Origin of the sequence: Pseudomonas sp. 10-1B, assembly GCF_000935045.1 — a bacterium.
Classification (GTDB): Bacteria; Pseudomonadota; Gammaproteobacteria; order Pseudomonadales; family Pseudomonadaceae; genus Aquipseudomonas.
In genome coordinates this window covers 65,253-87,131 of record NZ_JYKS01000023.1, presented here as the reverse complement: position 1 = coordinate 87,131, position 21,879 = coordinate 65,253, and the positions used below count along the sequence as shown (strand labels likewise).

Below are 21,879 nucleotides of genomic sequence, written 5' to 3'. Positions count from 1 at the left end.
GCAGAACGCTGACAGAGGGGGCAATGAAAAACGGCCTCGCCAAAAGGCGAGGCCGTTGCCTGGGGACTTCTACGGTGGGTACCTGACCAGTCTCTCCAAAGAAGCCACAAGTGGCATGAGAAAGGTATAAGCAAAAGTGTCAGCGGTCAATTGCGATTATCGGTCGTTTGTTCGATAATCGCACGAATGGGCGTTTTTTTTGAGGTGTGCGATGAGTGACGAAACCCTGGCCAACGATTCCGTCAATCCAGAGCAGGCACGGCCTGCCTCGGCAGCCCTGGCCCCGCCGATCGTGGCCTCGCCGGCCAAGCGCATCCAGGCGTTTACCGGCGACCCGGACTTCATGACTTCCCTGGCGCGTGGCTTGGCGGTGATCCAGGCTTTCCAGGAGCGCAAGCGCCACCTGACCATTGCCCAGATCAGCCACCGCACCGAGATTCCTCGGGCGGCGGTGCGCCGTTGCCTGCATACCCTGATCAAGCTGGGTTACGCCACCACCGACGGGCGTACCTATTCGCTGTTGCCCAAAGTGCTGACGCTTGGGCATGCGTACCTGTCGTCGACGCCGCTGGCGATTTCTGCCCAGCCTTACCTGGACCGCATCAGCGACCAGTTGCACGAGGCGGCCAACATGGCCACCCTCGAAGGTGACGACATTCTTTATATAGCCCGTTCGGCCACGGTGGAGCGGCTGATTTCGGTCGACTTGTCGGTGGGCGGGCGCTTGCCGGCCTATTGCACGTCGATGGGGCGCATTCTGCTGGCGGCCATGGACGACACCAGCCTGCGCGAATACCTGGAACGTGCCGACCTGAAGGCACGTACCAGCCGTACCCTGCATGACCCCGAGTCGCTGTTCGCCTGTATCCAGCAGGTGCGTGCCCAGGGCTGGTGTGTGGTGGACCAGGAGCTGGAACAGGGGCTGCGTTCGATTGCGGTGCCGGTGTATGACGCCTCGGGGCAGGTGCTGGCGGCGTTGAACGTGAGTACCCATGTCGGGCGGGTGACGCGCAGTGAGCTGGAGCAACGGTTCTTGCCGATTCTGCTGGCGGCCAGCCGGGACCTTTGCCATCAGTTGTTTGGTTGAGGCCGCTGGGGGCCGCTTTGCGGCCCAATCGTCGGCAAGCCGAACTCCCACAGGTACGGTGCAACCCTTGAATATTGCGCGAAAACCTGTGGGAGCTGGCTTGCCGGCGATTGGGGCGCACAGCGCCCCCCTTGCAAATTTAGAACAGGCAAAAGCCATTCCTGTGCGATAAACGCACAGTGTCGCTCCCGGCGAATTGCTTCACCCCCGCCCGCTGATTAATGTCTCTCGCAACGGTCGGCTGTGCCGACCGAACAAGAAAAACATAAGAGGCACTTACCATGCATACTGTCCCCTCGCTGCTGCGGCCGCACCCGCACGCAGTGCCGTTGTATCCAGGCTGACGCAAGCCATATTCCCCAATCATCGCCTCATGTACCGGTTGCCCGCGTGCAGTGGCCTGACTGTGCCCTCTAATCTGGATAACAACAATGAACCAAGCGCAACCCAGCGTCGGCCAAAGCCTCGACGTCCAGTCATTCATCAATCAGCAGCCGCTGTCCCGCTATCAGTGGCGGGTCGTGCTGCTGTGCTTCCTGATCGTCTTCCTCGATGGCCTGGACACCGCCGCCATGGGCTTCATCGCCCCGGCCCTGTCGCAGGAGTGGGGGATCGACCGGGCCAGCCTTGGCCCGGTCATGAGTGCCGCATTGATCGGCATGGTGTTCGGCGCCCTGGGCTCCGGGCCACTGGCCGACCGCTTTGGCCGCAAGGGCGTGCTGGTGGGCGCGGTGCTGGTGTTCGGCGGTTTCAGCCTGGCCTCGGCTTATGCCACCAATGTCGAGCAGTTGCTGGTGCTGCGCTTCCTGACTGGGCTCGGCCTTGGCGCAGGTATGCCCAACGCCACCACCTTGCTGTCCGAATACACCCCCGAGCGCCTCAAGTCGCTGCTGGTGACCAGCATGTTCTGCGGCTTCAACCTGGGCATGGCCGGTGGTGGTTTCATTTCCGCCAAGATGATTCCGGCCTACGGCTGGCACAGCCTGCTGGTGATCGGCGGCGTGCTGCCGCTGCTGCTGGCACTGGTGCTGATGGCCTGGCTGCCGGAGTCGGCGCGATTCCTGGTGGTGCGCAACCGTGGCACTGACAAGGTGCGCAAGACCCTGTCGCCCATCGCGCCGCAAGTGGTGGCCGAGGCGGGCAGCTTCAGCGTGCCGGAGCAGAAGGCCGTGGCCGCGCGCAACGTGTTTGCAGTGATCTTTTCCGGTACTTATGGGGCGGGCACCTTGCTCCTGTGGCTGACCTACTTCATGGGCCTGGTGATCGTCTACCTGCTGACCAGTTGGCTACCAACCCTGATGCGTGACAGTGGCGCGAGCATGGAACAGGCTGCTTTCATCGGCGCGCTGTTCCAGTTCGGTGGTGTGCTCAGTGCGGTTGGCGTGGGCTGGGCCATGGACCGCTTCAATCCGCACAAAGTGATCGGCATTTTCTACCTGCTGGCCGGGGTGTTCGCCTACGCCGTGGGGCAGAGCCTGGGCAACATCACCGTGTTGGCCACGCTGGTGCTGGTTGCGGGCATGTGCGTGAACGGCGCGCAATCGGCGATGCCGTCGCTGGCGGCGCGGTTCTACCCGACCCAGGGCCGCGCTACAGGGGTATCGTGGATGCTGGGTATCGGCCGCTTTGGTGCGATTCTCGGGGCCTGGAGCGGGGCGACGTTGCTGGGGCTGGGCTGGAATTTCGAGCAGGTGTTGACGGCGTTGCTGGTGCCGGCGGGGCTGGCGACAGCGGGTGTGATCGTGAAAGGGTTGGTTAGCCACGCTGATGCCACCTGACGCAAAGGCCTCATCGCCGGCCAGCCAGCTCCCACAGGAACCGCGCCAGATTCAACCTGTGCGCTGTACCTGTGGGAGCTGGCTTGCCGGCGAGGGGCTGGTACAGGCAACGAGGGGAGATAGGTAGGAATACAATAATTGGTTCGATAATCGCACAAATAGTCGATTATCGGATTGTGGGCGCCCACCACTCTCCTTAATCTGAGCTTACCGAAGCACCCTGACCAGGAGTCTCCAAATGGCTGCAATTCTTCCGCTTCACGAAGCCGTGAAGCAGTTCATCCTGGATGGCGAGAGCGTCGTCCTCGAAGGCTTCACCCACCGCCAAGTAGCAGGAGAAGCCTGATGCGCGACGTATTCATCTGTGACGCCATCCGCACCCCGATCGGCCGCTTCGGCGGCGCCCTGGCTGGTGTGCGGGCCGACGACCTGGCCGCCGTGCCGCTGAAGGCGCTGATCGAGCGCAACCCGTCGGTGCAGTGGGATCAAGTCGACGAAGTGTTCTTCGGCTGCGCCAACCAGGCCGGTGAAGACAACCGCAACGTGGCGCGCATGGCGCTGTTGCTGGCCGGCCTGCCGGAGAGCATCCCGGGCGTTACCCTGAACCGCCTGTGCGCGTCGGGCATGGATGCCATCGGCACCGCGTTCCGCGCCATCGCCAGCGGCGAAATGGAGCTGGCGATTGCCGGTGGCGTCGAGTCGATGTCGCGTGCCCCGTTCGTCATGGGCAAGGCCGAGAGCGGTTACTCGCGCAACATGAAGCTTGAAGACACCACCATCGGCTGGCGCTTCATCAACCCGCTGATGAAGAGCCAGTACGGCGTCGACTCCATGCCGGAAACCGCCGACAACGTCGCCGACGACTACCAGGTTTCGCGCGCTGACCAGGATGCCTTCGCCCTGCGCAGCCAGCAGAAGGCCGCTGCCGCCCAGGCGGCTGGCTTCTTCGCCGAAGAGATCGTGCCGGTGCGTATTGCGCACAAGAAGGGCGAAATCGTGGTCGAGCGCGACGAGCACCTGCGTCCGGAAACCACGCTGGAAGCCTTGACCAAGCTCAAGCCGGTCAACGGCCCGGACAAAACCGTCACCGCGGGCAACGCCTCGGGGGTGAACGACGGTGCCGCGGCGCTGATCCTGGCTTCGGCCGAAGCAGTGAAGAAGCACGGCCTGACCCCACGGGCTCGCGTTCTGGGCATGGCCAGCGCCGGCGTCGCTCCGCGGGTAATGGGCATCGGCCCGGTACCGGCGGTACGCAAGCTGACCGAGCGCCTGGGTGTGGCGGTGAATGATTTCGATGTGATCGAGCTCAACGAAGCCTTTGCCAGCCAGGGCCTGGCGGTGTTGCGTGAGCTGGGTGTGGCCGACGATGCGCCGCAGGTGAACCCCAATGGCGGCGCGATCGCCCTGGGCCACCCGCTGGGCATGAGCGGGGCGCGCCTGGTGCTGACGGCGCTGCACCAGCTGGAGAAGAGCGGTGGGCGTAAAGGCCTGGCGACCATGTGTGTGGGCGTAGGTCAAGGTTTGGCGTTGGCCATCGAACGGGTTTGACCTGTACAGGCCTTTTCGCGGGCAAGCCCGCTCCTACGGGGGGCCACGCATCCCCTGTGGGAGCGGGCTTGCCCGCGAAGAGGCCGGTATGTTCGACTCAAGGCCAATTGCCAGACCCAAAGCGGAACGAGTGTGTTACTAGGTGTGTCTAGAATTACCTGTGACCCTCCAGGAGTAAACTCACCATGACCTCAGCCTATTACACCGGCGAAGAACGCAGCAAACGCATCTTCGCTATCGTTGGTGCCTCTTCAGGCAACCTGGTGGAATGGTTCGACTTCTACGTCTACGCCTTCTGCGCGATCTACTTCGCCCCGGCCTTCTTCCCCTCCGACGACCCCACCGTGCAACTGCTGAACACGGCGGGTGTGTTTGCCGCAGGCTTTTTGATGCGCCCCATCGGTGGCTGGATTTTCGGCCGCCTCGCTGACCGTCATGGTCGCAAGAATTCCCTGATGATCTCGGTGCTGATGATGTGCTTCGGCTCCCTGATGATCGCCAGCCTGCCCACCTACGCCAGCATCGGTACCTGGGCCCCGGCGCTGCTGTTGCTGGCCCGCCTGATCCAGGGCCTGTCGGTAGGCGGCGAGTACGGCACCACTGCCACCTACATGAGTGAAGTGGCCCTGCGCGGCCAGCGCGGCTTCTTCGCTTCGTTCCAGTACGTCACCCTGATCGGCGGCCAGTTGCTGGCGGTGCTGGTGGTGGTGGTCCTGCAGCAACTGCTGAGCGAAGACGAGCTGCGGGCCTGGGGCTGGCGCATTCCGTTCGTGGTCGGTGCCATCGCCGCGCTGATCTCGCTGATGCTGCGCCGCTCGCTGCACGAGACCAGCAGCGCCGAAACCCGCAAGGACAAGGACGCCGGCTCCATCAAGGGCCTGTTCGGCAACCATGCGGCGGCTTTCATCACCGTGCTCGGCTACACCGCTGGCGGTTCGCTGATCTTCTACACCTTCACCACCTACATGCAGAAGTACCTGGTCAACACCGCCGGCATGACCGCGAAAAACGCCAGCTACGTGATGACCGGCGCGCTGTTCCTGTTCATGGTGCTGCAGCCGTTCTTCGGCATGCTGTCCGACCGTATCGGCCGGCGTAATTCGATGCTGCTGTTCGGTGCCCTGGGTACGCTGTTCACCGTGCCGCTGCTGATGGCGCTGAAAACCGTGAGCAGCCCGTTCATGGCCTTCGTGCTGATTACCCTGGCCTTGTGTATCGTCAGTTTCTACACCTCGATCAGCGGCCTGGTGAAGGCCGAGATGTTCCCGCCGCAGGTGCGTGCGCTGGGTGTGGGCCTGGCCTATGCGGTGGCCAACGCGGCATTCGGCGGTTCGGCCGAGTACGTGGCCCTGGGCCTGAAGACCATGGGCATGGAAAACACTTTCTACTGGTACGTGACGGCCATGATGGCGATCGCCTTCCTGTTCAGCCTGCGCCTGCCGAAGCAGGCGGCGTACCTGCACCACGATAACTAAGGACGTGGCATGACCAACCAACTGTTCGACGCCTACTTCACCGCGCCGGCCATGCGCGAGATCTTCTCCGACCGTGGCCGCCTGCAGGGCATGCTCGATTTCGAAGCAGCGCTGGCCCGTGCCGAGGCCGCCGCCGGGTTGGTCCCGCACAGTGCGGTAGCGGCTATCGAGGCCGCGTGCCATGCCGAGCGCTACGATGTTGCTGCACTGGCCGATGCCATCGCCACCGCTGGCAATTCGGCTATTCCGCTGGTGAAGGCGTTGGGCAAGGTGATCGCCAGCGGTGTACCTGAAGCCGAGCGCTACGTGCACCTGGGGGCCACCAGCCAGGACGCGATGGACACTGGCCTGGTCCTGCAGTTGCGCGATGCCCTCGACTTGATCGAAGCCGACCTCGGCAAACTGGCCGATACCTTGTCGCGCCAGGCTTTGCAGCATGCCGATACGCCGCTGGTGGGCCGCACCTGGCTGCAGCATGCCACCCCTGTGACCCTGGGCATGAAACTGGCCGGTGTGCTGGGGGCCTTGACCCGCCACCGCCAGCGCTTGCAGGAACTGCGCCCGCGCCTGTTGGTGCTGCAGTTCGGCGGTGCCTCCGGCAGCCTGGCCGCGCTGGGCAGCAAGGCGATGCCGGTGGCCGAGGCCCTGGCCCAACAGCTCGAGCTGAGCCTGCCCGAGCAACCCTGGCACACCCAGCGCGACCGCCTGGTGGAGTTCGCCTCGGTGTTAGGGCTGGTGGCTGGCAGCCTGGGCAAGTTCGGCCGTGATGTCATCCTGTTGATGCAGACCGAGGCCGGCGAGCTGTTCGAGCCTTCCGCACCGGGCAAGGGGGGCTCTTCGACCATGCCGCACAAGCGCAACCCGGTGGGCGCTGCGGTGCTGATCGGTGCCGCGACCCGTGTACCGGGCCTGCTCTCGACGCTGTTCGCCGCCATGCCCCAGGAGCACGAGCGCAGCCTCGGCCTGTGGCATGCCGAATGGGAAACCCTGCCGGATATCTGCTGCCTGGTCTCCGGCGCGCTGCGTCAGGCCCAGGTAATTGCCGAGGGCATGGAGGTGGATGCCGCGCGCATGCGCCGTAACCTCGACCTGACCCAGGGCCTGGTGCTGGCCGAAGCGGTGAGCATCGTCCTCGCCCAGCGCCTGGGCCGTGACCGTGCCCATCACTTGCTGGAGCAGTGCTGCCAACGTGCCGTGGCCGAGCAGCGCCACTTGCGCGCGGTGCTGGGTGACGACCCGCAGGTCAGTGCCGAACTGTCCGCCGAAGAACTCGACCGCTTGCTCGACCCTGCCCATTACCTGGGCCAGGCCCGCGTCTGGGTGGCGCGCGCCGTGTCCGAACATCAACGTTTCACTGCCTGAAGGAGACCGCTGTGGCGCACTTGCAACTGGCCGATGGCGTTTTGAACTACCGAATTGATGGCCCGGAAAACGCCCCGGTGCTGCTCCTGTCCAACTCGCTGGGTACCGACCTGGGCATGTGGGACACCCAGATTCCGCTGTGGAGCCAGCACTTTCGCGTGCTGCGCTACGACACCCGTGGTCACGGTGCATCGCTGGTCAGCGAGGGCCCTTACAACATCGAACAACTAGGCCGTGATGTGCTGGCCCTGCTCGACGGCCTGGATATCCACAAGGCGCACTTCGTCGGCCTGTCGATGGGGGGCCTGATCGGCCAGTGGCTGGGCATCAACGCTGGCGAGCGCCTGCACAGCCTGACCCTGTGCAACACCGCCGCCAAGATCGCCAACGACGAGGTGTGGAACACTCGTATCGACACCGTGCTCAAGGGTGGCCAGCAGGCCATGGTCGACCTGCGCGATGCCTCCATCGCTCGTTGGTTCACTCCGGGCTTCGCCCAGGCCCAGGCAGAACAGGCCCAGCGCATCTGCCAAATGCTGGCGCAAACCAGCCCGCAAGGTTATGCCGGCAACTGTGCGGCGGTGCGCGATGCCGACTACCGCGAGCAACTGGGCCGCATCCAGGTACCGGCGCTGATCGTGGCCGGTACCGAAGACGTGGTGACCACCCCGGAGCATGGTCGCTTCATGCAGGCCGGTATCGCGGGTGCCGAGTACGTCGACTTCCCGGCGGCGCACCTGTCCAACGTCGAGATCGGCGAGGCATTCAGCCGCCGCGTGCTCGACTTCCTGCTGGCTCACTGAGGACACCGCCATGGACGAGAAACAACGTTACGACGCCGGCATGCAAGTGCGCCGCGCAGTGCTTGGCGATGCCCACGTGGACCGCAGCCTGGAAAAGCTCAACGACTTCAACGGCGAGTTCCAGGAAATGATCACCCGCCATGCCTGGGGTGACATCTGGACCCGCCCGGGCTTGCCACGCCATACCCGCAGCCTGATCACCATCGCCATGCTGATCGGCATGAACCGTAATGATGAACTCAAGCTGCACCTGCGTGCGGCGGCCAACAACGGCGTGACCCGTGACGAGATCAAGGAAGTGCTGATGCAGAGCGCGATCTACTGCGGCATCCCGGCGGCCAATGCCACTTTCCACATGGCTGAATCGGTGTGGGATGAGCTAGGCGTCGAGTCGCGTAGCTGATTGTGACGCCGCTCCCACAGAGATCGCGCCAGCTTCAGGTTTTGCGTCTACAAAGAGCGCATGGCCACGGGGCCGGCGTTGGTTTCTACGGCCCGCTTCAGCGCGGGGCACAGGCCCAGCATGAATGCGGCTTCGGCCACCACGAACAGCGGCCCGATGATCAGGCCGCTGACGTCGTCGACAAAGGCCGGCTTGCGGCCTTCGTAGTGATGGCCGACGAACTGGATGATCCAGCCCACCACGAACGCCCCCAGCCCGGCGCTTAGCCACAGCGCAGTGGTCTGTACCGCCAGCACCTGGCCGACCCACAGGCATAGCCCCAGCAACAACCCCATCACCAACCCGAAACGCAGGTCCAGGCGCAGGTAGAACCATACCGAGGCGGCCGCCGCCAGCAGGGCAGGGGACAACCATATGCCGGCTACTTCCCAGCCAGGGCGCGACAGCAGGATGGTGACCGCCAGCACGATCATGGGGATGCCGATGAAGTGGGTGGCGATGTTGCGTGGGTCGCGGTGGTAGCTGGCGTATTGGCTCAGGTGGTCGACGAGGGTTTTCATTGTTGTGCCTCCCTGGTTTGCCTGATCGAGATGTATTGCCTGTTGGGGCCTATTCGCGGGCAAGCCCGCTCCTACAGGTTTGCGCGAATCGTTGTAGGAGCGGGCTTGCCCGCGAATAGGCCCCAACAGGCAACCGATATAGCTCAGGATAGCCCGTAGCCACCACCATCATCAGCTCAGCGAATGGCGGCAGCCCGCACTGGCATATCCAGCCCCACCAGTGTCTCGATCATCGCCCGCGCTGCCGGCGACAGCCGGTAACCACTGCGGCTGACTACCCCACAACGCACGCTCATCACCTCCAGCGCCGGCGGCAGGTTGCGCCAATGCAGGCGCACCAGGGTGCCGGCGGCCAGGTCTTCGGCCACGGCCTCCTCGCTGGCGGTGCCGATGGCATCGCTGGCCTGCACCACGCTGCGCAGCACGGCCAGGTGCTCGGTCTGCAGGTGCGGGGTGAAGTCGCTGCGCCCGCTCAGGTTGGCCAGGCGCTTGCGCACGCCGGGGGCAAGCAGGGCGCTGGCCAGCGGGTAGCTGAACAGGTCGTTGGTCGACAGGCTGTCCTTGGCCAGCAATGGGTGCCCCGGGCGGCAGAAGAACAGGCCGGGGCGGGGCGACAAGGGTTCGGTGTGAAAATTAGGATCGGCTTCGAACGGGCGAATATCGTCGACGAAAAACTCGATCTGCTCGCGGCGCAGGGCCTGGCCGAGACGTTCGGCATTGTCCACCAGCAGCGAGGTGCGGATGCCCGGATGGCGCTCGATGAAGTGCCGCAGGGCATCGGGGACCAGGCGCACGGCCAGCGCCGGGCCGCTGCCGAAGTGCAGCTCGCCGGCGTCGAGCTTGGTCATCTGCAGCACTTCGTTGCTCAGCTGCGCGGCGCCTTGCACCAGGCGGCGGGCATGTTGCAGTACCACCAGGCCTTCCGGGGTGGGCGGCAGGGCTTTGCTGGCGCGGTCTACCAACGGGCAGCCGAAGGTGTGTTCAAGGCTCTGGATGGCGCGACTGAAGGCCGGTTGGGTGATGCCCATGGCCTCGGCGGCACGGACGAAACTGCGGTATTCGGTAAGGGCGATGAAGTAGCGCAGCTGGCGGAGGTCCATGTCACGGCTCTGGGGCGGGGATCAGGGGCCTATTCAAGCGGTTGCTGCATATGTCGTCAAAGATGGTTTTTTGATTTATTTATATCTTAAAGTTATTTGTTGGGGCATAGGGCCTCTTCGCGGGCACGCCCGCTCCCACAGGGTCACCACAGTTTCTGAAGACTGTGGCGACCCTGTGGGAGCGGGCGTGCCCGCGAAGAATTTAAAGCAGATTCAGCGGGTAGCTGACAATCAACCGGTTCTCGTCAAAGGCGTTGGTGCTGAAGTCCCGACGCATGGTGGAGTTGCGCCACTTCAGCGACAGGTCCTTGAAGCTGCCAGACTGCACCACATAGGCCAGTTCGGTTTCCCGCGCCCATTCCTTGCCATCGTCCACACCGCCGGCGGTGACGTTGTCGCCTTTGATATAGCGGTTCATCAGGGTCAGGCCCGGCACGCCGACAGTGGCGAAGTTGAAGTCATGGCGCACTTGCCAGGAACGTTCCTTGGCATTGTCGAAGCTGGAGTTGTAGCTGTCGTTGGCCAGGGTGCCGCCACTGGTGCCGTTGACTCGCATCCAGGCGTCGTCGCCGCTGACCTTCTGCAGGCCGACATAGAACGTGTGGCCCTGATAGCGGGCCGAGAGCATGGCCGAGGCGGTGCGGTTGTCCAGTTCGCCGGCGCGTTCGGCACCGTCTTCCTTGCCGATGAAGTAGCCCAGGTTGGCGCCCAGGGTCCAGTCGCCCAGTGGCTGGCTGTGCGTCAGGTTGAGGTACTGCTGGCGGTAGATGTCCTTGAGCTGGGCATCCCACAGGCCAACCATGGTGCGCTTGTCGTTGAAGGTGTACTCACCGCCGGCAAAGTTGAAACGGTCGGAGGTGAACGCCGCGCGGCCATTGAGCGACATGTCTTCCATGCTGGCGTCGTTGCGCGGGCTGTTGCCGCGGAACTGGCCGGCGTACAGGGTCAGGCCGGCGATTTCCTTCGAGGTCAGCTGGCCACCGCGGAAGGTCTGCGGCAGCGAACGGCCATCGTCCGAGCGCAGGATCGGCAGCACCGGCATCCATTCGCCGACCTTCAGCTCGGTTTCGGACAGCTTGGCTTTCAGGGCCACGCCCAGGCGGCCGAAGTCATCGGCCGGGCGGCCATCGTCGTGCACCGGCAGCAAGTGCGTGTTGGTGGTGCCTTTGCCGCCGTCGAGCTTGACCGAGTACAGGCCGAGCACGTCCACGCCGAAACCGACGGTGCCCTGGGTGAAGCCGGAGCGGGCATCGAGGATGAAGCTCTGCGTCCACTCCTCGGCTTTGCCCTGTGGGTAGGCTGGGTCGACGAAATTGCGGTTGATATAGAAGTTGCGCAGGTTGAGGGTGGCCTTGGCGTCCTCCATGAAACCACCTTGGTCGGCGGCGAACACGGGGAGGGCGCAGGACATGGCCAACAGGCCGGGCAGCAGCTGGCGTGCGGGTTGCAAAGTGCTCATCTGTCGTGGATCTCTTGTTTTTATGGGGGCGAGCCGGTGCACTGCGGGATCGGGCCTGCAGGTGCGGGTCTTGTTTGATGAACTTGGGCAACGTTGCGTGGGGGGATGGTGCGGGGTAGGGCGGGGGTGAGGCAATTCGCCACAAACGGAACAGGGCGATAATCGAACGGAATGTTCCAACTGGTTAATTGGTTGCTTGTGCCGGCCTCTTCGCGGGCTTGCCCGCTCCCACCTCGACCGCATAGGCCTCAAGACCTGTGCAGTACCTGTGGGAGCTGGCTTGCCGGCGATGAGGCCAGTTCAGGCAATACAAGACAGTTGCTCCCACAGGATCACCACAGCCTTTGAAACTGTGGTGATCCTGTGGGAGCGGGCAAGCCCGCGAAGAGGCCAGAACAGGCAACAGAAAACAAAAAGCCCATCGCGAGGATGGGCTTGATGCTGTTACTGCTTCTACTGCTTCAATCAGCCTTTTGGTGCTTGCACCGCTGCCTGCTGGTTGGCCTGCCCGGTTTGCTCGTACCAGCCACCGCCAAGCGCCTTGTACAGGTTGACCTCGCTGGTCAGCTGCGACAGGCGATCGCCGATCAGGGCCTGCTGGGCGCTGAATAGGTTGCGCTGGGCATCGAGGAAGGTCAGGTTGCTGTCGATCCCGATGCGGTAACGGCGTTCGGCCAGGCGGTAGTAGTCCTGGTTCGCCTGCACCAGGTCGCGTTGCGCCTGCAGCTGCTCTTCGAAGGTCTTGCGCGCCGCCAGGCCATCGGAGACTTCCTGGAAGGCGGTCTGGATGGTCTTCTCGTACTTGGCGACGTTGATGTCCTTCTGGATCTTCGAGTAGTCCAGGCTGGCCCTGAGGCTGCCGGCATTGAAGATCGGCAGGTTGATCTGGGGCTGGAACAGCCAGGTGCCTTGGCCACCGCTGAACAGGTGGCCCATATCCGGGCTCAGGCTACCGGCATTGGCGGTCAGGCTGATGCTTGGGAAGAACGCGGCACGGGCGGCGCCGATGTTGGCGTTGGCAGCCTTGAGCAGATGCTCGGCTTCCTGGATGTCCGGGCGCCGCTGGAGAATGTCCGACGACAGGCCGGCCGGTACTTCGGCCAGCTGGTCGGCATCGAGCTCCAGCGGCTTGGCCAGGTCGGCCGGAATGCCGGTGCCCAGCAGCACGGTCAGGCTGTTGACGTCCTGGGCGACCAGGCGCTGGTACTGCGAGTACTTGACCCGGGCGCCTTCCACGGCGGTGCGCGCCTGGCTGACGTCGAGTGCCGAGGCCACGCCGACTTCGTTGCTGCGACGGGTGAGGTTGTAGCTTTCCTCGTAGGTCTTCAGCGTTTCTTCGGTCAGCTTGAACAGGGCCTGGTCGGCTTGCCAGGTGTAGTAGGCGTTGGCCACGCTGGCCACCAGGGCAATTTGCGTGGAGCGACGCGCCTGTTCGCTGGACAGGTACGTTTCCAGGGCTTGCTCGGTGAGGCTGCGCACACGGCCGAACAGGTCCAGCTCATAGGCACTGACGCCCAGCGTGGCTGAGTACTGGCTGGTGATGCCCGATTCACCGGTTTGCGACATGTTCGCCGGCACTCGCTGGCGGCTGCCGCTACCGGTGGCCGAAACCGCCGGGAACAGGTCGGCACGCTGGATGCGGTACTGCGCGCGGTAGGCGTCGAGGTTAAGCGCCGCAACACGCAGATCGCGGTTGTTGACCAGCGAGGTCTGGATCAGTTGCTGCAGCGCCGGGTCGTGGAAGAACTGGCGCCAGCCCTGTTCGGCGGCGGCAACGTCGGCCGACTGGGTTGGCGAGTACGCAGGGCCTTGCGGCCACTGCGCAGCCACCGGCGACTCCGGGGTCTGGTAGTCGGGGATCAGCGAGCAGCCGCCAAGAATGAAAGCGGTTACCGCCAGGGACAACAAAGACTTGGTCATTGCCCAGCCTCATAACGTGGAGTTTCAGGGGTGGCGTCTGTTTCCGGCTCTTTGCTGCCGAACAGCGACGACACTGCGACGAAGAATAGCGGTACCCAGAAGATGGCCAGCACGGTCGCACTGATCATGCCGCCGATCACGCCGGTGCCGATGGCGTGCTGGCTACCGGCGCCGGCACCGCTGGCGATGGTCAACGGTACCACGCCGAGGATGAACGCCAGCGAGGTCATGATGATCGGGCGCAGACGCATGCGGCACGCCTCGATCGCCGCGTCGTACAGGCTGCGGCCCTGCTCGTGCAGCTCCTTGGCGAACTCGACGATCAGGATGGCGTTCTTCGCCGCCAGGCCGATGGTGGTCAACAGGCCGACCAGGAAGTACACGTCGTTGGACAAGCCGCGCAGGCTGGTGGCGATCAGGGCACCGATGATACCCAGCGGTACTACCAGGACCACGGCGATCGGGATCGACCAGCTTTCGTACAGGGCTGCCAGGCACAGGAACACGAACAGTACCGAGAGGGCGAACAGCGCCGGCATTTGCGAACCGGAGAGTTTTTCCTCGTAGGACATGCCGGTCCAGGAGAAGCCGATGCCGCTTGGCAGTTCGCCAGCAATGCGCTCGACCTCGGCCATGGCTTCACCGGTACTGTAGCCCGGCGCCGGTGCACCGAGAATTTCCATCGCCTCGACGCCGTTGTAACGCGACAGCTTGGGCGAGCCGTAGGTCCATTCGCCCTTGGCGAAGGAGGAGAACGGCACCATCTCGCCGGCGCCATTGCGCACGTACCACTTCTGCAGGTCCTCCGGGCTCATCCGCGCGTTCGGCTCGCCCTGGATGTACACCTTCTTGACCCGGCCACGGTCGATGAAGTCGTTGACGTAGCTGGCACCCAGGGCAATCGACAGGGTGTTGTTGATGTCGGCGATGGTCACGCCCAGGGCGCTGGCACGTTCGTCATCGATGGTCAGCTGGTATTGCGGCTCGTCGTTCAGGCCGTTCGGGCGCACAGACATCAGCACCTTGCTTTGCGCAGCCTTGGCCAGGAACTGGTTGCGCGCTTCCATCAGCTTCTCGTGGCCGACACCGGCGCGGTCCTGCAGGAACACGTCGAAGCCGGTGGCGTTACCCAGTTCGAGTACCGCTGGCGGGGCGAAGGCGAACACCATCGCGTCGCGGAAGCTGAAGAAGTGCTGCTGGGCACGTTGCGACAGGTTGAACACGCTGTTCTCGGCCGAACGCTCACCCCATGGCTTGAGCATGATGAACGCCATGCCCGAGCTCTGGCCACGGCCGGCGAAGTTGAAGCCGTTGACGGTGAACACCGAGGACACGGTGTCGGCCTCTTCCTTCAGCAGGTACTCACGCATCTGGTCGACCACCACCTGTGTGCGCTCGGCACTGGAACCGGCCGGGGTCTGCACCTGGGCGAACAGTACGCCCTGGTCTTCTTCCGGCAGGAACGCGGTAGGGATGCGGGCAAACAGCCAGATCATGCCGACCACGATCAGCGCGTAGGCCAGCAGGAATGGTGCCTTGTTGCGCAGGATGGTGCCCACGCTGCGCTCGTAGCCGGTAACGCTACGGTCGAAGTTGCGGTTGAACCAGCCAAAGAAGCCGCGCTTGGCCACATGGTGCTCGCCCTTCTTCAGCGGCTTGAGCATGGTGGCGCACAGGGCCGGGGTGAAGATAAGCGCCACCAGTACCGACAGGCCCATGGCCGAGACGATGGTGATGGAGAACTGCCGGTAGATCACACCCGTGGAGCCGCCGAAGAAGGCCATGGGCAGCAGTACCGCCGACAGCACCAGGGCGATACCCACCAGGGCACCCTGGATCTGGCCCATCGAGCGCTTGGTGGCTTCCTTGGGCGGCAAGCCTTCCTCGGACATCACCCGCTCGACGTTCTCCACCACGACGATGGCGTCGTCCACCAGCAAGCCGATGGCCAGGACCATGGCGAACATGGTCAGGGTGTTGATGCTGAAGCCCGCGGCGGCGAGGATGCCGAAGGTACCCAGCAATACCACCGGTACGGTCATGGTGGTGATGATGGTGGCGCGGAAGTTCTGCAGGAACAGGTACATCACCAGGAACACCAGGACCACGGCTTCGATCAGGGTGTGGATAACGCCACTGATCGATTCGGTGACCACCGGGGTGGTGTCATACGGGAATACCGCTTTCACCCCTGGCGGGAAGAACGGTTCCAGGTCGCTGATGGTCTTGCGCAGGGCCTTGGCGGTATCCAGGGCGTTGGCGCCGGTGGCCAGCTTGACGGCCAGGCCGGATGCAGGCTTGCCGTTGAACTGGGCGCTGATCGCGTAGTTTTCACCCCCCAGGCCGACTTGGGCGACATCGCCCAGGCGTACCTGCGAGCCATCGCTGTTGACCTTGAGCAGGATCTTCTCGAACTGCTCGGCGGTCTGCAGGCGGGTCTTGCCGATGATGGTGGCGTTCAGCTGGGTACCGGGCATGGCGGGCAGGCCGCCGAGCTGGCCGGAGGACACCTGCACGTTTTGCGCGGCCACCGCGGTCTTGACGTCGACCGGGGTCAGCTGGAACTTGTTCAGCTTGGCCGGATCGAGCCAGATACGCATGGCGTACTGCGCACCGAACACCTGGAAGTCACCCACACCTGCAGTACGCGAGATCGGGTCCTGCATGTTGGAGACGATGTAGTTGGCCAGGTCGTCCTTGGTCATGCTGCCGTCTTCGGACACCAGGCCGATCACCAGCAGGAAGTTCTTCACTGCCTTGGTGACACGGATACCTTGCTGCTGCACTTCCTGCGGCAGCAGCGGGGTGGCCAGGTTCAGCTTGTTCTGCACCTGCACCTGCGCGGTGTCGGGGTTGGTGCCCTGCTCGAAGGTGGCGGTAATGGTCATGCTGCCGTCGGAGTTGCTTTCCGACGACACATAACGCAGGTTGTCGATACCGTTGAGCTGCTGCTCGATCACCTGCACCACGGTGTCCTGCACGGTTTGCGCCGAGGCGCCCGGGTAGGTCACGGCAATGGCGATGGCCGGCGGTGCGATGCTGGGGTACTGGTTGATCGGCAACTTCAGGATCGACAAGGCCCCGACCAGCATGATCACCAAGGCGATCACCCAGGCGAAGATCGGGCGATCGATAAAGAACTTCGACATGGTTTACTCCGCTTTGGCGTCTGCTTTCGCCGCGCTGGCCTGATCAGGGCCGGCCGGCTTCTTGACGTTGGTGGCTTCGCTGACCTTGACCTCGACGCCCGGGCGTACGTACTGCAGCCCTTCGGTGATCAGGCGGTCACCTGGGTTCAGGCCTTCCTCGATCAGCCAGTCGCTGCCCAGGGTACGGTTGGCCTTGAGCTGGCGCAGCTCGACCTTGTTCTCCTGGTTGACCACCAGTGCGGTCGGCGCGCCTTTCAGGTCGCGGGTCACGCCCTGTTGCGGGGCCAGGATGGCGTTGGCGTTGACCCCGGCCTTCAGCCGCGCATGCACGAACATGCCTGGCAGCAGGGTGTGATCGGGGTTGGGGAAGAGGGCGCGCAGGGTCACCGAGCCGGTGGTCTCGTCGACCGCGACTTCGGAGAACTCCAGGCGGCCTTCCTGCTTGAACAGGCTGCCGTCTTCCAGCACCAGCTGTACCGAGGCGGCGTTGGCACCGGCCTTCTGCAACTGGCCGCTTTCCAGGTCACGGCGCAGCTTGAGCAGCTCGGCGGTGGACTGGGTGACGTCGACGTAGATCGGGTCGAGTTGCTGGATGGTGGCCATGGCGTTGGCCTGGCCATTGCTCACCAGTGCACCTTCGGTGAACGAAGAACGGCCGATACGGCCGCTGATCGGTGCCAGCACCTTGGTGTAGCGCAGGTCGATCTGCGCACTCTTGAGCGAAGCCTCGGCCTGCAATCGTTTGGCATTGGCGTCGTCGTATTCCTGCTTGGAGACGGCCTGTTCGTCGATCAGTTGCTTGTAGCGCTCGGCCAGCGAGCGGGTAGCCTGCAGGTTGGCCTGGGCATTGGCCAGGGAGGCTTCGTACACGGCAGGGTCGATCTGGTACAGCTGCTGGCCTTCCTTGACCTCGCTGCCTTCCTTGAACAGGCGCTTGAGGATGATGCCATTGACCTGTGGGCGCACTTCGGCGACGCGGTAGGCACTGGTACGCCCCGGCAATTCCGAGGTCAGGGTGAAGGCTTGGGGCTGAATGGTCACGACGCCGACCTGAGGAGCCTGCGCCGCTGGCGCTGCTTCTTCTTTCTTACAGCCACTGAGCAGGGTTGCCAGGGCGACGGCGGAAACCAGAGCGGTAACGGCTGGCTTGAATTGCATGAGGATCCTCGGGTCGCTGGAGCAGGGAGACGCTCAAGAGTAATGGAAGAGTCTTGATCTGGAAAAATTGCTATCCGGTGGATAAATAGCTTGCTAAGGAATATACTTACATTCATGGTTGTTTGTAAATACCGCTGGGTTGTACCTGGGTACTGCCACAGCCCTTGATTAGCTCATCCGCGAGTCACCCTGCAGAGGTGCCCGCGGAGCGTTTCCCGCACGCGCCATGCGTTCGGGCCAGATGAGGTTGTACTGCCATGGTCCGTCGAACCAAAGAAGAAGCCCAGGAAACCCGCGCCCAGATCATCGAGGCGGCGGAAAAGGCCTTCTACAAGCGCGGGGTTGCGCGAACCACCCTGGCCGACATCGCCGAACTGGCGGGTGTGACGCGAGGGGCGATCTACTGGCACTTCAACAACAAGGCCGAGCTGGTGCAGGCGCTGCTCGACAGCCTGCACGAAACCCATGACCACCTGGCGCGGGCGAGCGAAAGCGAGGACGAAGTCGACCCGCTTGGCTGCATACGCAAGCTGCTGCTGCAAGTGTGCAACGAGTTGGTGCTCGATGCCCGAACCCGGCGTATCAATGAAATCCTGCATCACAAGTGCGAGTTCACCGATGACATGTGTGAAATTCGCCAGCAGCGCCAAGGCGCGGTGCTGGATTGCCACAAGGGCGTTGCCCTGGGGCTGGCCAATGCCGTGCGCCGGGGGCAGTTGCCAGGCGATCTGGATGTCGAGCGCGCGGCGGTGGCCATCTTTGCCTATGTCGATGGCCTGATCGGGCGCTGGCTGTTGCTGCCTGACAGTTTCGATTTGCTCGGCGACGCCGAAAAGTGGGTCGACACCGGGCTGGATATGCTGCGCTTGAGCCCGGCGCTACGCAAATGACACTTTGTTAAGGATTGTGAGGGAGTGTTTCCTCTTTGTATTAACAGAGGATTAATGCTGGCGGTTGATTCTAAAAATAGCTGCTGCCTGTCAGGGCCCTATCGCCGGCAAGCCAGCTCCCACAGGTATGGCGCAGGCTTCAGGCTGTGGGAGCTGGCTTGCCGGCGATAGGGCCCTGACAGGTAGCACAAGACAGTTGCTCCCACTGCCTTTAATGCCCACGCAGTTGTCGGTCGGGTAATGCCACCGCCGCGACTAGCCCGAGCAGTGCAATCAGCGCACTCCCCATCAACAGCTGGCGGAACGTCTCCAGCAACCGCCCCTGGGTCAGCAGGTCCACCTCGCCCGCCTTCAAGCTCCCCAGCAATGGATTCCCGAGCAACTCGAACCCGCCCTGATGCAGCAACGCCAGCAGCAGGCTGGACATGCATGCCACCCCCATGGCCCCGCCCAGCGAGCGGAACAGGTTGGTGGTGCTGGTGGCCACGCCTATGTCCTTGCGGTCTACAGCGCTTTGCGTGCCCACCAGCGATGTCGGGAACTGCAGCCCGCACGCTATGCCGGTCAGCAGCATGAACAGCGCGCTGAGCCACCCAGACTGTGGTGGGGTCTGCGCCATGGCGAAAATAGCCAGTGGCATCAGCAGCGCACCGGCGAGGATCTGTGGCTTGTAACGCCCGGTCCGGCTGGTCATGCGCCCACCGGTGAAGGCGCCCAACGGCAGCCCCAAGGCCAGCGGTAGCAGGTGCAGGGCGGCGCTGTCAGCGCCGGCACCGGTGATGCCCTGGTAACGCAAGGGCATCAGCATGGTCAGGGAAATCGACTGGAAGCTGGCGAAAAAGATCACCCCCCAACACAGCACCGCCACCCGGTTGCCGAACAGGCCGAGGGGCAGCAGTGGCTCCGGGCAGCGGCGCTCATGGGCGATGAACAGCGCCAGGCCGAGCATGGCGCAAGCGAACAAGGCCAGTACGGCGGGGTCGGCCCACCCGTGGCCTTGGCCGACCAGGGTGATGCCCAGCAGCAGGCTGCCCAGGCCGAGGATCAGCAGCACGGCGCCGAGGTAGTCCACCCGGGCTTCGCGGCGCTGCACCGGCATGCCGGCGAGGGCACGGCGAATCGCCCACAAGGCGAGCAGCCCCAGCGGCAGGTTGATCCAGAACACCCAGCGCCACGACAGGTACTCGGTCAACCAGCCGCCCAGCACCGGCCCGGCAACGCTGGCCGCTGCGTACATGCTGCTGAAATAGCCCTGGTAGCGGCCGCGCTCGCGCGGTGGCACGAAGTCGCCGATGATCGCCTGGCTCACCGAAACCATGCCGCCGGCGCCAATGCCCTGCAGTACCCGCGCCAGTACCAGCTGCTGCATGTCCTGGGCCAGGGCGCAGGCGATCGAGGCCAGGGTGAACAGGCTGATGCCAGTGAGGATCATCCGCCGCCGCCCATACAGGTCGCCCAGCTTGCCGTAGATCGGCACGGCCACGGTCATCGCCACCATGTAGCCGGAAATGACCCAGGCCAGCAGGCCGACATCGTTGAACTGGGCCGAGATCGCCGGTAGCGAGACGGCGACGATGGTCTGGTCCAGGGCGCCGAGGAAGATCGCCAGCATCAGGGCGGTGAGCACATTGCGCAGGGTTGTGGGGGGCAGGGCGGCGGTCACGGGGATACCTTGTTTATCGGTTGTGGCCTTTTCGCGGGCATGCCCGCTCCCACAGGTACAACACAGGGATCAAAGGATGTGACGTACCTGTGGGAGCGGGCGCGCCCGCGAAGAGGCCCCCGGATTGTAACCTGAGTTAGGTAGCTTCCTATGTACTATCTGCATCCCCTATGCAAGATCGGCATTGGCGCATTCATCCAGTGCTGCATGGCTGCGTGATATCGTTGGTATGCCACACAGGCTGAAACCCGGGGCTTGCACCAGCTTGGTGCAACAATCTGCCGCAGGTTTTTCGAGCCTTTGTCTCCCACACCTTTTATTCCTCTGCCTGCATGTCGAGCATGACCGCCCAGATGGCGACGGTTGGAACAGGTCAGGTAGACCCGTTTACAGGGGTCGGTAGTTACCGTTCAAATTTCACCTTATTGCGGAGTGATCATGCCCAAGGCTTCCCATCAAGATCTGCGTTTTGCCTTCCGCGAGCTGCTCGCTTCAGGTTCCTGTTACCACACTGCCTCGGTGTTCGACCCGATGTCGGCACGCATTGCCGCAGACCTGGGCTTCGAGGTCGGCATCCTGGGCGGCTCCGTCGCTTCGTTGCAGGTACTGGCCGCGCCGGACTTCGCCCTGATCACCCTCAGTGAGTTCGTCGAGCAGGCCACACGTATTGGTCGTGTAGCGCAACTACCGGTCCTGGCTGACGCCGACCATGGCTATGGCAACGCGCTGAACGTCATGCGCACGGTCATCGAGCTGGAGCGCGCCGGCGTGGCCGCGCTGACCATCGAGGACACCCTGCTACCGGCTCAGTTTGGCCGCAAGTCCACCGACCTGATTCCGGTTGAAGAGGGCGTTGGCAAGATTCGTGCGGCGCTGGAGGCGCGGGTCGATTCGTCGCTGTCGATCATTGCCCGTACCAACGCTGGCGTGCTCACCACCGAAGAAATCATCGTGCGCACGCAGAGCTACCAGAAGGCTGGTGCCGATGGCATCTGCATGGTGGGCGTGAAGGACTTCGAGCAGCTTGAGCAGATTGCCGAACACCTGACGGTACCGCTGATGCTGGTCACCTACGGTAACCCGAACCTGCGCGACGACCAGCGCCTGGCGCGCCTGGGCGTGCGCATCGTGGTCGATGGCCATGCGGCCTACTTCGCCGCGATTAAGGCCACCTACGACTGCCTGCGGCTGCAGCGTGGCCAGCAGAACAAGTCGGAAAACCTCAGTGCCACGGAGCTTTCGCACACCTATACCCAGCCCGAGGACTACATCCGCTGGGCCAAGGAATACATGAGCGTCGAGGAGTGACTGGCGGGGCGCCGTCGGCTCAACGGACGGCGCTCAAGGTTGCGCTGTGAGGCACGCAATGTGCCTGCTCGCAGCTGGCGGCGGCGCTGGGCTGGCTGCGCAGCAGCTCGACACGCCAGCAGGCTGAGCCGTACAGCCCTGCGACAGCGGTCAGGGCCATGACAAGGGCGACTCTTCTTGATTTGATGCCCATGGTGCTCACCTCCTGTTACAGCG

At 63.7% G+C, this 21,879-nt stretch carries 17 protein-coding genes; 9 read left to right on the top strand and 8 right to left on the bottom strand.

The window, feature by feature from the left end:
- The first annotated feature begins 211 nt into the window (after positions 1–211).
- The 7 genes from pcaR to pcaC all read left to right on the top strand — a co-directional run bounded on the left by pcaR (position 212) and on the right by pcaC (position 8,456).
- On the top strand, positions 212–1,087 hold the full coding sequence (gene pcaR, locus TZ03_RS13775) for a pca regulon transcriptional regulator PcaR (RefSeq protein WP_051098407.1): 876 nt from the start codon (positions 212–214) through the stop codon (positions 1,085–1,087).
- Positions 1,088–1,518: 431 nt separating this feature from the next.
- Complete coding sequence (locus TZ03_RS13770; protein ID WP_051098405.1) at positions 1,519–2,865, top strand: MFS transporter; 1,347 nt, start codon at positions 1,519–1,521, stop codon at positions 2,863–2,865.
- 342 nt (positions 2,866–3,207) lie between these two features.
- On the top strand, positions 3,208–4,413 hold the full coding sequence (pcaF, locus tag TZ03_RS13765) for a 3-oxoadipyl-CoA thiolase (RefSeq protein ID WP_177328465.1): 1,206 nt from the start codon (positions 3,208–3,210) through the stop codon (positions 4,411–4,413).
- Positions 4,414–4,598: 185 nt separating this feature from the next.
- Entirely contained in the window at positions 4,599–5,888 is a 1,290-nt protein-coding gene (locus TZ03_RS13760; RefSeq protein WP_051098401.1) for an MFS family transporter, read from the top strand.
- A 9-nt stretch (positions 5,889–5,897) separates the two neighbouring features.
- Positions 5,898–7,250, top strand: coding sequence for a 3-carboxy-cis,cis-muconate cycloisomerase (locus tag TZ03_RS13755; protein ID WP_051098399.1), 1,353 nt, complete (start codon positions 5,898–5,900; stop codon positions 7,248–7,250).
- An 11-nt stretch (positions 7,251–7,261) separates the two neighbouring features.
- Complete coding sequence (pcaD, locus tag TZ03_RS13750) at positions 7,262–8,053, top strand: 3-oxoadipate enol-lactonase (protein WP_051098397.1); 792 nt, start codon at positions 7,262–7,264, stop codon at positions 8,051–8,053.
- A 10-nt stretch (positions 8,054–8,063) separates the two neighbouring features.
- Positions 8,064–8,456 (top strand): 4-carboxymuconolactone decarboxylase, encoded by a 393-nt coding sequence (pcaC, locus tag TZ03_RS13745; RefSeq protein WP_012273983.1) that lies wholly within the window; start codon positions 8,064–8,066, stop codon positions 8,454–8,456.
- 47 nt (positions 8,457–8,503) lie between these two features.
- On the opposite strand, the gene TZ03_RS13740 is transcribed toward pcaC, so the two are convergent.
- The 6 genes from TZ03_RS13740 to ttgA form a co-directional block, all read right to left on the bottom strand.
- On the bottom strand, positions 8,504–9,016 hold the full coding sequence (locus TZ03_RS13740; protein WP_051098395.1) for a DUF962 domain-containing protein: 513 nt from the start codon (positions 9,014–9,016) through the stop codon (positions 8,504–8,506).
- A gap of 176 nt (positions 9,017–9,192) precedes the next feature.
- On the bottom strand, positions 9,193–10,116 hold the full coding sequence (locus TZ03_RS13735; protein ID WP_051098393.1) for a LysR family transcriptional regulator: 924 nt from the start codon (positions 10,114–10,116) through the stop codon (positions 9,193–9,195).
- 202 nt (positions 10,117–10,318) lie between these two features.
- Positions 10,319–11,575: an OprD family porin gene (locus TZ03_RS13730; RefSeq protein WP_051098391.1), complete on the bottom strand. Its 1,257-nt coding sequence runs from the start codon at positions 11,573–11,575 to the stop codon at positions 10,319–10,321.
- A 465-nt stretch (positions 11,576–12,040) separates the two neighbouring features.
- On the bottom strand, positions 12,041–13,495 hold the full coding sequence (locus tag TZ03_RS13725) for an AdeC/AdeK/OprM family multidrug efflux complex outer membrane factor (protein WP_051098389.1): 1,455 nt from the start codon (positions 13,493–13,495) through the stop codon (positions 12,041–12,043).
- Entirely contained in the window at positions 13,492–16,644 is a 3,153-nt protein-coding gene (gene ttgB / locus TZ03_RS13720) for a multidrug efflux RND transporter permease subunit TtgB (RefSeq protein ID WP_051098386.1), read from the bottom strand. Before ttgB ends, TZ03_RS13725 begins: the two co-directional genes overlap by 4 nt.
- Before the next feature lie 3 nt (positions 16,645–16,647).
- Positions 16,648–17,802, bottom strand: a complete 1,155-nt coding sequence (gene ttgA, locus TZ03_RS13715; protein ID WP_051098384.1) for a toluene efflux RND transporter periplasmic adaptor subunit TtgA — start codon at positions 17,800–17,802, stop codon at positions 16,648–16,650.
- A gap of 257 nt (positions 17,803–18,059) precedes the next feature.
- Between ttgA and ttgR the strand changes: the two genes are divergently transcribed.
- Complete coding sequence (ttgR, locus tag TZ03_RS13710; protein WP_051098382.1) at positions 18,060–18,692, top strand: efflux transport transcriptional regulator TtgR; 633 nt, start codon at positions 18,060–18,062, stop codon at positions 18,690–18,692.
- A gap of 211 nt (positions 18,693–18,903) precedes the next feature.
- Here ttgR and TZ03_RS13705 read toward each other — a convergent pair whose 3' ends face one another.
- Positions 18,904–20,355 carry an MDR family MFS transporter gene (locus tag TZ03_RS13705; protein ID WP_051098380.1) on the bottom strand — a complete coding sequence of 484 codons (1,452 nt, stop codon included), beginning with the start codon at positions 20,353–20,355 and terminating at the stop codon, positions 18,904–18,906.
- Between the two features lie 438 nt (positions 20,356–20,793).
- Between TZ03_RS13705 and TZ03_RS13700 the strand changes: the two genes are divergently transcribed.
- Positions 20,794–21,663: an isocitrate lyase/PEP mutase family protein gene (locus TZ03_RS13700; RefSeq protein WP_051098379.1), complete on the top strand. Its 870-nt coding sequence runs from the start codon at positions 20,794–20,796 to the stop codon at positions 21,661–21,663.
- Between the two features lie 19 nt (positions 21,664–21,682).
- On the opposite strand, the gene TZ03_RS31245 is transcribed toward TZ03_RS13700, so the two are convergent.
- Positions 21,683–21,823, bottom strand: a complete 141-nt coding sequence (locus TZ03_RS31245) for a hypothetical protein (RefSeq protein ID WP_177328463.1) — start codon at positions 21,821–21,823, stop codon at positions 21,683–21,685.
- Positions 21,824–21,879: the final 56 nt, after the last annotated feature.